We start from the raw sequence: 13,331 nt of genomic DNA, 5'->3' as shown, positions 1-13,331 counted from the left end.
CTTCTGAAAGGTATGCGAATCACCGTAGGGACTCTCTACGATCCCTGCATGACCGAGTGGGGGAACACCATCTCGCGTTCGACCGGACCGGGGGATCCGTCGGCCGAGACGATCGGCGCAGCCCGGCACCGGCCGCGCACGCGCCGCAGTCGCGACCGGCCGTCGGACGAGCGTCTGCTGTCCGATGCGGCGCACGGTGACGGCGACGCCTTCGCGGAGCTCTTCCACCGGCACAGCCGGCAACTCCGGGCCACGGCACTACGAACCATCAGGGATTACGCGGACGCCGAGGACTGCCTGCAGGAAGCCATGTTGCGTGCCTACCAGCTCTCGCCGACCTTCCGCGGCGACTGCAAGGTCGCGAGCTGGCTGCACCGCATCGTCGTCAACGCCTGCCTGGACCGGGCCCGCCGCAACCAGCTGCGCGTGTCGCTGCCGATGCCCGACGACCTCAGTGAGGTCGCCTCCGACGAGGGCCGCTGCGCGGAGGACCTGGATCGTCGGCTGAGCGTCGAGGCCGCGCTGCGGATGCTCCCCGAGGACCAACGGGCGGCCGTCATCGCGGTCGACATGCACGGTCTGTCGGTGAACCAGGCGTCGGAACTGCTCGGGGTGGCGCCGGGCACCGTCAAGAGCCGGCGGGCACGCGCACGGGCACGTCTCGAGCGCCTGCTCCGCTGACCGAGCCCACCCGATCGCGCGGACTCGATCGAACGGCGGACGCACAACGGATATTGCGACGATGGAACCGATCACCGCGCTGGTGCGTCTAATTCATGGGGGACGTTCAGGGGAGGAGGCTCCATGGAGAAGGCCGGATCGCAGCCGGCGGGAGACGCCCATCGGCTCGGCCGCACGGAAGCGGCTCGGGTCGACGCGGCCCTGGCCGAGTACCGTGACCGCACCTACGCCCAATGGTCTGCCCCGGGGATCTACAGCGGTCAGTCACCCCTCGGGGACCGCGCCATCGAAGCCGCGATCCGCTCGGCTCCCACCCCCGTCCTGCCACGGCGGCGGCTGCGGTACGCACTCGGAGCCGCCGCGGCCGCCGTCGGAATCCTGGCCGGCGCGATCGCTCTCGGAACCGTCGAAGAGCCCGACGGCGTGCCCGAACCCGCGGTGCTCCTCGCGGCCGCGTCGCCGGGAGGCGACAGGGGACCGTTCGCCGACGGTGCCGCGCTCGCCCGGTGCCTCGACGCGGCCGCGGTGCCATCAGAGCGGCGCACGTTGCTCGGCGCGGGCCCGATGGAGCTGCGCGGTGAGAACGCCACCGTCCTGCTCCTCCCCGGCGGCACCCTGGGAGACCTGCGGGTGCTGGCGGTAACACCGTCCTGCGCCCGGGGCGAGTCGGCGGCCGTCCTGGTGGACCGCGTGCTGCCCGCCGGCGCGGCTGGGCGCGCCGCCACGCCGTAGCCTGGGGGAAGGCGGCGCGGGAACATCTCCGGGCCCGGCGCCGTTGGCATCACATGTCGGCTCGGGTGATCCGGGCGCTTTCTTCGAGGTTGGGTAGGTAGATGACTGCAGCAGGCACCGATATCGCGGACGTGATCATCATCGGATCGGGTCCGGCCGGATACACGGCGGGCGTCTACGCCGGTCGCGCCGAGCTGAACACCATCCTGTTCGAGGGCACCAACTTCGGCGGCGCCCTCATGACCACCACCGAGGTGGAGAACTACCCCGGCTTCCAGAACGGCATCATGGGCCCCACCCTCATGGACGAGATGCGCGAGCAGGCGATCCGGTTCGGCGCCGACCTGCGCATGGAGGACGTGGAGTCCGCGCAGCTCGACGGTGAAATCAAGGTGGTCGTCACCTCCGAGGGCACCTACCGCGCCCGCGCCGTGATCCTGGCGATGGGTGCCGCGGCACGCTACCTCGGCATCCCCGGCGAGGAGGCCCTGCTGGGCCGCGGCGTCAGCGCGTGCGCCACGTGCGACGGCTTCTTCTTCCGCGAGCAGGACATCGCCGTGGTCGGCGGTGGCGATTCTGCGATGGAGGAGGCGATCTTCCTCACCAAGTTCGCCAAGTCGGTCACGCTGATCCACCGCAGTGAGACCTTCCGCGCGTCGAAGATCATGCTCGATCGGGCCAGAGCCAACGAGAAGATCCGCTTCCTGACCGACACCAAGGTCAACGCGGTGCAGGGCGAGAAGTCGGTCGAGTCGCTGCTCGTCGAGAACACCGTGACCGGCGCGGTCGACACGCTCGAGGTCACCGGCCTGTTCGTGGCGATCGGCCACGATCCGCGGTCGGCGCTGGTGGCGGGCCAGGTCACCGTCGACGACGAGGGTTACGTGCAGGTCGAGGGCCGCACCACGGCGACCGGCGTGCCCGGCGTGTTCGCCGCCGGCGACCTGGTGGACCACACCTACCGCCAGGCCATCACGGCCGCCGGCAGTGGCTGTTCCGCGGCGATCGACGCCGAGCGCTGGCTCGCGCACCACCGCGAGGCCGCGGTCGCGCAGTAGTCACTCCCCCCCAACCTCATCCCTTCGCTCAGGAGAAATCATGGCCGAGATCGTCACCGTCACCGACGACACCTTCCAGCAGCAGGTACTCGAGTCCGACAAGCCCGTGCTCGTCGACTTCTGGGCCACATGGTGCGGACCGTGCCGGGTCGTCGCCCCGGTGCTGGAGCAGCTCGCCGCCGAACACGGCGACAAGGTGACCTTCGCCAAGATCGACGTCGATCAGAACCCGGGCGCCCCGCGCGACTACCAGGTGCTGAGCATCCCCACGTTGCTCCTGTTCCAGAACGGTGAACCCACCGGCAAACTGGTCGGCGCCAAGAGCAAGTCGGCGATCCTCAAGGAGCTCGACGGGCTGGTGTGACGCGCCGCCGCGTTGGGTGGACGGGCCCCGAGGCCGTATCGTGTACTCGATTTCCCGCCCTGTCGGCCACCCGCCCGCAGGAAGCTACCGAAGGGTCCTCCATGCCACGCATCAGCCTCGGTGATCACGGTGGCGCCGTGGCGGAGATCCGCGGCATCCTCGCCGATCAGGGTTTCCTCCGGGACTACGTGGCGCCCACCGAGCTCGTGGTCGGGGGATGGACCGCGCCCGAGGCCGTGTTCGACCGCCGACTGGACCGCGCCACGCGGGCCTTCCAGCAGCAGCGCGGCCTCCTGGTCGACGGTGTCGTCGGTCCTGCCACCTACCGCGCGCTGCGCGAGTCCACGTACCAGCTCGGCGCGCGCACGCTGAGCTACATCGCGTCCGCCCCGCCGTCGGGCGACGACGTCGCGGCGCTGCAGGCCCGCCTGCAGAACCTCGGCTTCTACGCGGGCATGATCGACGGCCTGTTCGGTCCCCAGACGCATCTGGGCCTGTCGGCGTACCAGCGCGAGTTCGGCCTCGTCTCCGACGGGATCTGCGGGCCGGCCACGCTGCGCTCGCTGACCTTCCTCGGCTCCCGCGTGACGGGCGGTTCGCCGCACGCCATCAAGGAGGAGGAGCACGTGCGCAGCTCCGGGCCGCGGCTGTCCGGAAAGCGCATCGTCATCGATCCGGGCCTGGGCGGGCCGGACCGCGGCCTGGCCGTGATCGGCCCCGACGGGCGCCCGGTGACCGAGGAGGAGATGCTCTGGGATCTCGCCTCCCGGCTGGAGGGCCGCATGGCCGCCGCCGGCATGGAGACCTACCTCTCGCGACCGCGCGGCATGGACGCCGACGACAGCACCCGCGCCTACACCGCCAACACCTTCGACGCCGACATGATGATCGCGCTGCGCACGGCGCACTACCGCAACGACCGCGCGCACGGGGTGGCGTCGTTCCACTTCGGCAACACGCACGGCGCGAGCTCGAACATCGGCCGCAACCTGGCCGGGTTCATCCAGCGCGAGATCGTCGCCCGCACCCCGCTCAGCGACTGCCACTACCACGGCCGCACCTGGGACATCGTGCGGCTGACCCGGATGCCCACGGTCCAGATCGACATCGGCTACACCACCAACGCGGGCGACGCGGCCGTCCTCGCCTCCCCGCAGATGCGCGACACCATCGCCGAGGCGATCCTCGTCGCGGTCAAGCGTCTGTACCTGCTGGGGGAGAACGATCGCCCCACCGGCACCTACACGTTCGCGGAGCTGCTCGAGCTCGAGGAGAACGCCGAGAACCGGGCCTGACGGTCCGCCGTCGCCCCGCCCGGCACGCGCCGGGGGCGGCGCACCGTCGGACCTGCGGCACCGCGGAATCGGGCCTCAGGAGGCCCGTGCGGGCCTAGGGACCGTCGACCCTCCCCACGGGTGCAGCGGCATCTCCGGTGTCCTCCAGCGCGGTCCTGAGCGCCGCCTCGGCGGCGGAGGCGGCGAGCAGCTGTTCCAGGGCGTGCTCGACGCCCGCCTTCCAGCCCAGGCCCTCGGAGAGCTCGAGGCGCAGCCGCGGGAAGCGGTGGTGCGGCGCGACCGTCTCGAAGCCCATGCCCTCGAGGAAGTCCGCGTCGCTCAGCGGTAGCTCCTTGCACCCACACGGTCCGCAATCAAGTTGTGCCACAACATCTTCGGTCAACATGCCGACGGGAGTGAGCAGCGCGAAGGCCTCCACGGCGCGCACGCCGCGTCGGACCAGATCGGTGCAGACGGCGCTCACCAACTCCTCTTTGACCCGTGGTTCCATGCCGGGCTCCGCGCCGACCCAGGTCAGGAGCACCGCGTCGGGGCTGACCGGCGCGGTGGGGAAGTGGGTCGCACGGGGCACGCTGCTGGGCGGGGCGTAGAAGGCGACCCCCACGACCCGCGCCGAGCCGTCGACGGCGTGGTCGATCGCCACCTGCCCGCAGGATCCCCACTGGAGCATGAGCATCGACAGCCAGGCCTCCTTGTCGAACTCGGTGTCCGTGAGGGTGGCGCCGTCGGGCGCGACCTCCCAGTAGACGCACCGCCGGACGTGGCGGGGGAGGTCGTCGAAGCCCGCCAATGTCAGCGGCACGATCGTGAGGGCCATGGCGGACTACCCCTGAGCGAGGAGGGCGACGATGCGCTCGAGGTCGTCGGCGGAGCCGACCTCGACCACGATCTTGCCCTTGCGCTTGCCCATCGAGACGGTGACCTTGGTGTCGAGTCGATCGGCGATCCGGTCCGCGAGATCTCGCAGGCCGGTGTCCGCCGGCTGCCGTCGCTGGGGGGCGGGGGCGACGGTGCCGTCCCCGCGGTTGGCCAGGGTCACGGCCTCCTCCGTGGCGCGCACCGACATCCCCTCGGCGACGATCCGGGCCGCCAGGACCTCCTGGGCGTCAGAGCCGGCCTCGAGGGAGAGCAGCGCCCGCGCGTGGCCCGCCGACAGCACGCCCGCCGCGACGCGGCGCTGCACCGCGACGGGCAGCCGCAGCAGGCGAATCGTGTTGGTGACGACCGGTCGCGAGCGGCCCAGGCGGGAGGCCAGTTCGTCGTGGGTGACGCCGAACTCCTCGAGTAGCTGGGCGTACGCCGCGGCCTCTTCCAGTGGGTTCAGCTGGACACGGTGGATGTTCTCCAGAAGCGCGTCGCGGAGCATGTCACCGTCGGCCGTCTCCCGGACGATCGCGGGGATCGCGGCGAGGCCGGCCTCCTGGCTCGCGCGCCAGCGCCGCTCGCCCATGACGAGCTCGTACCGGACGTCGCCGCGCGGCGCGGGCAGCGGGCGCACCACGATCGGCTGCATGAGCCCGAACTCGCGGATCGAGTGGACGAGCTCGGCGAGGGCCTCCTCGTCGAAGACCGACCGCGGCTGCTGCGGGTTCGGCTGGATCGACGTGGGTGCCAGCTCCCGGTAGACCGCGCCCGCCTCCGCGAGGTCCGACGGTGCCGGCTCGGCCTCGGGGCGGGGCGCCCGGGACCGGGCGGATCCCGCCGGTTTGTCGGCCGGAGCCTTCGGCGCGGCCGGGGTGGCGGGCCGGGCTCCGATGATGACATCCGCCGCGGCGTTGCCGAGGCGCGGCCCCTCGTCGGGTCCGGTGGGGATGAGCGCGGCGAGCCCGCGGCCGAGGCCGCCCTTCTTCTGGCCGGCCATGATCACACCACCTTCTCGGCGCCGCGGAAGGCGAGTTCGCGGCCGGCGTCGAGATAACTCATCGCGCCCCGCGAACCCGGGTCGTAGTCGAGCACCGTCGTCCCGTAGCCCGGTGCCTCGGAGACCTTGACGCTGCGCGGGATCGTCGCGCCGAGGACACGATCGCCGAAGTGGTTACGCACCTCGGCCGCGACCTGGTCCGCGAGCTTGGTCCGCGCGTCGTACATCGTGAGGAGCACCGTGGACACGTGGAGGTCCGGGTTGAGGTGCGCCTGCACCAGCTCGATGTTGCGGAGCAGCTGACCGACGCCCTCGAGCGCGTAGTACTCGCACTGGATCGGGATGAGCACTTCGCGGCCCGCGACGAGCGCGTTGACCGTGAGCAGTCCCAGCGACGGCGGGCAGTCGATGAACACGTAGTCGATGTCAGCGGCGGCGGGACTGTTGAGCGAATTCTTCAGTCGCGTCTCGCGGGCGACCATGCTGACTAGTTCGATCTCCGCGCCGGCGAGGTCGATCGTCGCGGGCACGCAGAACAGGTTGGGGGAGTGCGGGCTCTGCGCCATCGCCTCCTCCAGCGTCGTCTCTCCGAGGAGGAGCTCGTACGTCGACGGGACGCCCGATCGATGGTCGACGCCCAGCGCCGTACTCGCGTTCCCCTGCGGGTCCAGATCGATGACGAGCACCTTGAGGCCCTGGAGCGCGAGTGCCGCCGCGAGGTTCACCGCGGTCGTCGTCTTGCCGACGCCGCCCTTCTGGTTGGCGATGGTCAGGACGCGCCGCGCGCGAGGCTTGGGCAACGTGCCCGCCGCCCCCGGTGTCAGGACCTGACTGGCGCGCTGCGCGGCGGCGGCGATGGGGGTGTCGTCTTCAGTGGTTCCACGTGAAACGTTGAAGCCGGATTCGTGATCAGTCACGTACTCTCCTCAGCTGTTGCCCCCATCCTAGTTTCTCCCTCCGACTGCGTCAGCCGGGCGTCCGACTCCTCCGCTCGATCTTCCGCCACAACGACCCGACACCACCGGTGGTCGCGGCCCCAGGGAACGGCCTCGGGCTCCCACCCCCGGCGGTGCACTCGTCGGGACCGGCCCTATCGTCACTCTTCCCGTCCGACTGCGCCGTCCCGTCCGGACGTGCCGCAGTCTCTGCGACGGTGCGCGCCGGCGCGGTCGGCTGCGGCGCCTCGTCGTCGACGGATGACTCACGTCCGCTCATACCCATTCGACGAGCATTCAGTGCGAGCCGCCTTCCCGGGCCGACGGGCCGATGCCTACGCAGTCGCAGCTGAGCCCGCCGCCGGCGTCACCCCGGTCGGCTGCGGCGAACCGCAGCCGAGACACAGCGCCGCCCGCAGCACACCGGTCACGGGTCCGCCGGTCACCGGTCGCCGTGGGACGAGTGCAGGATGCCGGCGCGCATGACGTCGCCGATGGAGGGACCGCGATCTCCGCTGCCGCCCGGTCGGCCGCGCCGACGACCTCGCCGTCGTGGCACCCCGACGCCAGATCGACACACGATCGGACTCTCATCCATACGGGTCGCCTTCCGCTGTACCGGCTCGCGAACACTCGCCCGCTGCTGCGCCGCCGGCGTGTGGCTCGACGCACCGAACAGCCCGCCAGGTACGTCCCATCGGCAGCAGATCATGATTCCCGTGAAACACAGCCGTCACGGTCACGGTCACGGTCACGGTCACGGTCACGGTCACGGTCACGGTCACGGTCACGGTCACGGTCACGGAGGGATGATCCCCGGGGGACGGAGGCGCCGTACCCGAACGCGCATTCGCGACCAGCTCGTCGCGGGATGTCTCTCCGTCAACGCGGCACGAGCCTCTGGTTCGCGGCGCCGGCTGCCGCGGTGTCTCCTCGACGCGGCTCGGAACGATCCCCCTCCTCTCGAGCGAGTAGATCTCGGGGCTCAGCGCAGCCGCTGTCGGCAACGACCTACGCAGCCTCGCGCGACCGACTGCCCGATCGCCGGGCACGGTCGCGCGTGACGAGAGCGACCGGCAGGCGACAGGCTCTTCTTCCCCTGGACCCCGAGGATCTCCCCTCCCCGTCGACCCGTGCGAGGAGCTCCGAGATCCCGTGCTCGCGCGCGATTGAGGGCGCGGCTTCCTGCCGCGTGCTCACGGCCTCGATACGGGGGAGCGCCGTCCGTCATGTTTCCCGTGAAACATCGACGATCTGTCATCCCGCCACCTCCAGCGGGGCCTGTCGACGATCACGGATGTGATCCCCCGTCACAGCGTTCCTCTCGCGTCCCTGTTGTGGTTGCCTGTCGCGCCACGAACTGCGCCATTCGCTTCGGCGCCGGCTCCGACGATGTCTCGACCGGTCGGCGAACGACCACCAACCCCGCGATCCGATCGCCGCGACGCATCCGAGCCATCCGTTCGGAGTCCCCCGACCGTCCCGCTGCGGAGACCGTCCGACGACTCCAGGCGTGTGCACACGCCCGCAGTGGCAGCCCGTCATCCACTCATCGACGCACCGGGCATCGCGGCCCGCCGCACAGAGTCATGTCCGCCGATCACGGATGCACGCCGCCTGTCGCGCCGAATGAACCGCGCCGGCTTCCGGCGCACCACTCCGCGCACATCCCTCCCCGCCCGTGGCGGCCCTCGCCGCGGCCGGGAACACCGCGTGCGCCGATCATCGTCGGAACCGTCCGTCGGCCTCGGGCGCCTCGCCTCCGACAGATCCGCGTCGACTTCCATCTCCCGCCCGACGTTCGGAGCATCGCGCATGCTTGCCCCGGAAGCTCGTCCAGGTTCTCGTGGGCCGGCTACCGCTCATGGGTTTCACGTGAAACGCGGAGCGGCATCCCGCTGTGGGGGAGGGGAGGAGCGAGGTCCCGTGCTCCCGCGGCGTACCGGTGGTGCGCCGAATCCGGGCCTCGCCCCGGCCACCAATCGGATCGCGGGTCGCGGCCCGCAGCACACAAGACCAGCTTCACCGGACCTGACGCCCATCGCGTCGACCGGTTCGCTCGTGGATCTCACGGAGCCTGACAGCAGTGACGCCCCGCCGAGCGGCTACTCACTGGGCGTCACGATCTTCCCGCCGCACCCGGAGCGGGCACGACTTCAGGACCGACTCGGAATACCGCGCGCCACCCTCCTTCTGCCCTGCGACTTCCCGCCCATCCGCATCATGTCGGCACGGAGCACACTCGCACGGTGCAGTCGTCACGGCCCGGCCTCGGCGACTCGCCCGCGGTCACACAGTCGCCTCAGGGTCAGGAACGGGTCGGCCCGCGCTCGACAGCAGTCCTCGCTCGGGCGCGGTAGACAGCATCGGGAGCCCCGTCCGGAAAGCGCGACCGACACCATTCTCCGGGAGAAGCGCCTCTTCGGCTTCTCGCCTGAACGGACGGTGGGGAGGCGTACCCGAGGCGTCGCGCCGGATCGGCATGGCGCGTGCCGCGCTCTCGCGGATCGCTCTCAATGCGGTCCGCCGGTCGGATCGATCGCCTGCTCGGTGCGGGCACTGCGAGCGACCGGAGGAGGGCGAGCATTGCGAGCGACCGGAGGCGATCTCCCGCCTCCGCTCGCGATCAACGCCGTGCCGCAGGGGAGTCGGGTCCCGACGCGCCGGCGTCCGCGGTGCGGTCTCCTGACCGCTCCAACCAACGGGGCGGTGTCGGCGGGGTCCTCAGCCCCTCAGCCTCTCGGTCGGCAAGGTCAGCAAGGTCGGCACCGTCGGATCCCGGCGCGAAAATCGCGCCAATTCCGGTACGGCAGTACCTGAAGATCGCCATGGGGACGCTCGGCGCCACCACCGAAACGAGCGAACTGTCACGTGTCGAAACGACCCGTGGGTGGTTACCTACGGGAGAATCGGGCCGGAAATGCCCGAATTTCCGTCACCGTCGCGCGCGAGCCCGCTTCTTGGACACGGGTGCGCGGCGAACGGCGCGGACGACCGTCGTCGCCGGATCGACGATCCCGACACCGCACAACACGACCTCGGGGTCGCGGAGACCCGCCTTGGTGAGGATCGCGCCATGCTCCTCGATCTCCTCCGCGGCACGCGAGCCCTTGAGCGCGAGCAGTCGGCCGCCGTCCCGGAGCAGGGGAGCGGACCACGGCGCCAACTTCGGGAAGCCGGACACGGCGCGGGAGGTGACGGCGTCGGCGCCACCGACGGCTTCGATCACCGAACGCTCCTCGGCACGCCCGCGCACCACCCGGACATTGGGCAACCGCGGACCGCAGAACTCTTCGAGGAAGACCGCGCGACGCAGCAGCGGCTCGACGAGGATCACCTCGACATCCGGGCGCGCGATCGCGACCGGCACACCCGGCAAGCCCGCGCCGCTCCCGATGTCCACGAGCGTCTCACCCGACTCCAGCAGCTCACCAAGCACAGCGCAGTTCAACACGTGCCGCTCCCACAGCCGCGGCACCTCACGGGGACCTATCAGGCCGCGCACCACGCCGTCCGTCGCGAGCACGCGGGCGTACTCCTCCGCGAGCGCGAGCCGGTCGCCGAACACCTCACCCGCGATCGGGGGAGTCGGGGGCAGCGCCTCCACAGTCGCCTCACCGCCGACGGAGCTCTCCGTCACCTCGTCGCTCCGTTCCACGTGAAACCACTCCTGTCACACATCACTCATCGGAAGCCGCGGACCTCATGCCCGGACCGGCCACTCTCACAAACAACGATGGGCCCCAGGCGCACGGCCCGGGACCCATCGTTCACCTACTTCGCAGTCTATGCGGTCGGAAGCACCACGACGCGGCGGTTGGGCTCCGCGCCCTCGCTCTCGGATCGCACACCGTCGACCTTGGCGACGGCGTCGTGGACGATCTTGCGCTCGAACGGCGTCATCGGCTTCAGCGACTCCTTCTCGCCCGACTCGACGACGCGCTTCGCGACCTCGGCACCCAGGCTCGAGAGCCGGGTCCGGCGACCGGCGCGCCAGCCCGCCACGTCGAGCATGAGGCGGCTGCGGTCACCGGTGGACTGCTGTACCGCGAGGCGCGTCAGCTCCTGCAGCGCGTCCAGCACCTCGCCGCGCTGGCCCACCAGCTTCGCGAGATCCTCACCGCCGTCGATCGCCACGATCGCGCGGCCGCCCTCGACATCGAGGTCGATGTCGCCGTCGAAATCGAGAATGTCGAGCAGCGACTCGAGGTAGTCCGCGGCGATCTCGCCCTCTTCGACCAGCTCGTCGTCCTCCTCCGCAGCGCTCTCGGCCGCCGCCTCGGCGGGGCTTTCGGCCTCGGCCTCGGCAGGCGCCTCGGTCGCGGTCTGCTCCTCCTCGACGGTCACGTCGTCAGCCATGGGTACTCCTTGGGAATCGTTCGTTAGGGGTTCGTGGGGCGCGATCAGCGCTTGCGCTTCTTGCGGTTGTTGCTGCGCTGCTGCTGGTTGCGCTGCTGCTGCCGCGCGTTCGCGGAAGGATGCTGCGCGGCGGGCTTGGCGCCGGCCGCAGGCTTCGCGCCCGCTGCGGGCTTCGCACCGGGGGAGGGCTTCGACGGTGCCGCACTCTCGTCCGCATCGTCGCCGGCGTCATCGGCGTCGGCGTCCGCGGCGGACTTGGTGAGGGCGACGGCGCCACCACGCTTGGGCTTCGCGCCGGGCTTCGGGGCGTTCTCGGCGCGCTTCTCCTGGGCGAGACGCTTCTTCTCCTCGTCCTCCTTGTCCAGGCGGCCGAACACGATGTGCTGCTGGAAGTAGGTCCAGATGTTCTGCGTGACCCAGTACATGAGGATCGCGACGGGCAGGAAGAAGCCACCGACGAGCACGCCGAGCGGGAAGATCCACAGCATGAGGCGGTTCATGATCGCCGTCTGCGGGTTCTCCAGCGACGCCACGGGCTGGCGCGAGATCGAGGCGCGTGCGTTGAAGTGGGTGGCCAGCGCAGCGATGATCATGAGCGGCAGCGCGAAGATCAGGATGTTCCACTTGGTGAAGCCGAAGTCCATGCCCTCGTGGTACGGCACGGGCGGGTTCATGAACGCCACCCACTCCTTCGGGTTCTGCTGCACGTACGACGACAGCGGCACGCCGAACAGGCGGGCGTCGAGGAAGCTCGAGACGTCGTGTGCTGAGAAGAAGTAGTTGGCGGTGTTCCGGGTCTCCTCGGCCGACATCTGCGGGCCGCCGAGGAAGGACGTGGGGCTCCCGCCTTCGTGCATCCGGTTGAACGAGCGCAGAACGTGGAACAGGCCGATGAAGACCGGTACCTGGAGCAGAGCCGGCAGGCAGCCGAGCAGCGGGTTGAAGCCGTGCTCCTTCTGCAGCTTCTGCATCTCCAGGGCCAGCTTCTGCCGGTCCTTGCCGTACTTCTTCCGCAGCGCCTGCATCTGCGGTTGGAACTCCTGCATCTGCCTGGTCGTCTTGATCTGCCGGACGAAGGGCTTGTACAGGATGGCGCGCAGCGTGAGCACGAGGAAGACCACCGACAGGGCCCACGTGACGCCGCTGTCCGGGCCGAGGCCGGGCACGAAGGAGAACACCTTGTGCCAGACCCACATGATGCCCGATACCGGGTAGTACACGTAGTCCAGCGAGACTGGATTGAAAGCCACGGTTCTCTGAGCTCCTAGCTGTTCTTTGCGGAAGAGGTTCTCGGGCGCGGTGATCCGCGCGGACGGCGCCGGGCGCCGGTGGGGGAGTGGCTACTCCGGGACGGGGTCCCATCCGCCGCGGTGCCACGGCCCGCATTTGAGCAGCCGAATGGTACTGAGGTACACGCCCTTGACCGCGCCGTGCGCCGAAAGCGCCTCCACCGCATACTCGCTGCAGGTGGGTACGAAACGGCAGGTCGGCGGGCGGACGGGGGAGATCCAGGTCCGGTACAGCTGAACCAGAGAGATCAGGGCTCGACGGGGCGCGGCCCGCAGTCGCGTGCCGACGCCGGCCGGGCGTGCGCCGCTCACAGCGCACCCAGCTTCGTCAGGCCCGACCGCAGTTGCGCCGCCAGCTCATTCGCATCATCGTCCACCGACGCACGCAGCGCCCGGATCACGACGAGGGCGCCGTCGTTCAGCTCGCCCGTGACGGAAGCCGCAGCGGCGCGCAACTTCCGGGCCACGGCGTGCCTGGTCACCGCGTCTCCCACTGCCTTCGACACGACGAGACCCACACGCGGGGCCGGCGTCACGACGTCTGCTACGGACACGACGAGGCCCGGTCCCCCCTCGGAAGCGGGGACCGGGCTCGCGTTCGTCGCATTCGCCACGTGCACCACGATCGATCGGCGGCCGACGCGCCTGCCACCCTTGACCGCCGCGGCGAAATCGCGCGACGAGCTCATCCGGTGACGGGCGGGTAACACGTGTCGGTCTGCCTTCTCTTCTCGCCTCTGCACGAACGCCACCGCAC

The 13,331-nt window shown here is 70.4% G+C and carries 13 protein-coding genes; 5 read left to right on the top strand and 8 right to left on the bottom strand.

From position 1 onward, the window contains the following. Nucleotides 1–48: 48 nt before the first annotated feature. The 5 genes from sigM to AXK61_RS13745 all read left to right on the top strand — a co-directional run bounded on the left by sigM (nucleotide 49) and on the right by AXK61_RS13745 (nucleotide 4,130). On the top strand, nucleotides 49–681 hold the full coding sequence (sigM, locus tag AXK61_RS13765; RefSeq protein WP_082777849.1) for an RNA polymerase sigma factor SigM: 633 nt from the start codon (nucleotides 49–51) through the stop codon (nucleotides 679–681). Nucleotides 682–804: 123 nt separating this feature from the next. Continuing rightward, nucleotides 805–1,413 (top strand): hypothetical protein, encoded by a 609-nt coding sequence (locus AXK61_RS25000; protein WP_068745847.1) that lies wholly within the window; start codon nucleotides 805–807, stop codon nucleotides 1,411–1,413. A gap of 101 nt (nucleotides 1,414–1,514) precedes the next feature. Continuing rightward, nucleotides 1,515–2,471, top strand: a complete 957-nt coding sequence (gene trxB, locus AXK61_RS13755) for a thioredoxin-disulfide reductase (RefSeq protein ID WP_068745846.1) — start codon at nucleotides 1,515–1,517, stop codon at nucleotides 2,469–2,471. 40 nt (nucleotides 2,472–2,511) lie between these two features. Beyond that, complete coding sequence (gene trxA / locus AXK61_RS13750; RefSeq protein ID WP_068745844.1) at nucleotides 2,512–2,835, top strand: thioredoxin; 324 nt, start codon at nucleotides 2,512–2,514, stop codon at nucleotides 2,833–2,835. Between the two features lie 101 nt (nucleotides 2,836–2,936). After that, nucleotides 2,937–4,130 (top strand): N-acetylmuramoyl-L-alanine amidase, encoded by a 1,194-nt coding sequence (locus AXK61_RS13745; RefSeq protein WP_068570144.1) that lies wholly within the window; start codon nucleotides 2,937–2,939, stop codon nucleotides 4,128–4,130. 94 nt (nucleotides 4,131–4,224) lie between these two features. On the opposite strand, the gene AXK61_RS13740 is transcribed toward AXK61_RS13745, so the two are convergent. The 8 genes from AXK61_RS13740 to rnpA form a co-directional block, all read right to left on the bottom strand. Continuing rightward, nucleotides 4,225–4,947, bottom strand: a complete 723-nt coding sequence (locus AXK61_RS13740; protein ID WP_068745842.1) for a hypothetical protein — start codon at nucleotides 4,945–4,947, stop codon at nucleotides 4,225–4,227. Nucleotides 4,948–4,953: 6 nt separating this feature from the next. Next, a complete protein-coding gene (locus tag AXK61_RS13735; RefSeq protein WP_068745908.1) occupies nucleotides 4,954–5,991 on the bottom strand; it encodes a ParB/RepB/Spo0J family partition protein in 1,038 nt (345 codons plus the stop codon). 2 nt (nucleotides 5,992–5,993) lie between these two features. Beyond that, on the bottom strand, nucleotides 5,994–6,908 hold the full coding sequence (locus AXK61_RS13730) for a ParA family protein (protein WP_068570143.1): 915 nt from the start codon (nucleotides 6,906–6,908) through the stop codon (nucleotides 5,994–5,996). A 2,953-nt stretch (nucleotides 6,909–9,861) separates the two neighbouring features. Beyond that, entirely contained in the window at nucleotides 9,862–10,533 is a 672-nt protein-coding gene (gene rsmG / locus AXK61_RS13725; RefSeq protein WP_068570229.1) for a 16S rRNA (guanine(527)-N(7))-methyltransferase RsmG, read from the bottom strand. A 179-nt stretch (nucleotides 10,534–10,712) separates the two neighbouring features. Then, nucleotides 10,713–11,285, bottom strand: coding sequence for a Jag family protein (locus AXK61_RS13720; RefSeq protein WP_068745840.1), 573 nt, complete (start codon nucleotides 11,283–11,285; stop codon nucleotides 10,713–10,715). Between the two features lie 44 nt (nucleotides 11,286–11,329). After that, a complete protein-coding gene (yidC, locus tag AXK61_RS13715; protein WP_269451170.1) occupies nucleotides 11,330–12,535 on the bottom strand; it encodes a membrane protein insertase YidC in 1,206 nt (401 codons plus the stop codon). 90 nt (nucleotides 12,536–12,625) lie between these two features. After that, nucleotides 12,626–12,886 carry a membrane protein insertion efficiency factor YidD gene (yidD, locus tag AXK61_RS24405; RefSeq protein WP_231855543.1) on the bottom strand — a complete coding sequence of 87 codons (261 nt, stop codon included), beginning with the start codon at nucleotides 12,884–12,886 and terminating at the stop codon, nucleotides 12,626–12,628. Continuing rightward, a complete protein-coding gene (rnpA, locus tag AXK61_RS13705) occupies nucleotides 12,883–13,263 on the bottom strand; it encodes a ribonuclease P protein component (protein WP_197466804.1) in 381 nt (126 codons plus the stop codon). The genes yidD and rnpA overlap by 4 nt, the downstream gene beginning before the upstream one ends. Between the last annotated feature and the right edge of the window lie 68 nt (nucleotides 13,264–13,331).

It is taken from the genome of Tsukamurella pseudospumae (assembly GCF_001575205.1).
In the GTDB taxonomy this organism is placed as follows: domain Bacteria; phylum Actinomycetota; class Actinomycetes; order Mycobacteriales; family Mycobacteriaceae; genus Tsukamurella; species Tsukamurella pseudospumae.
This window is presented reverse-complemented; position numbering and strand designations above follow the sequence as displayed.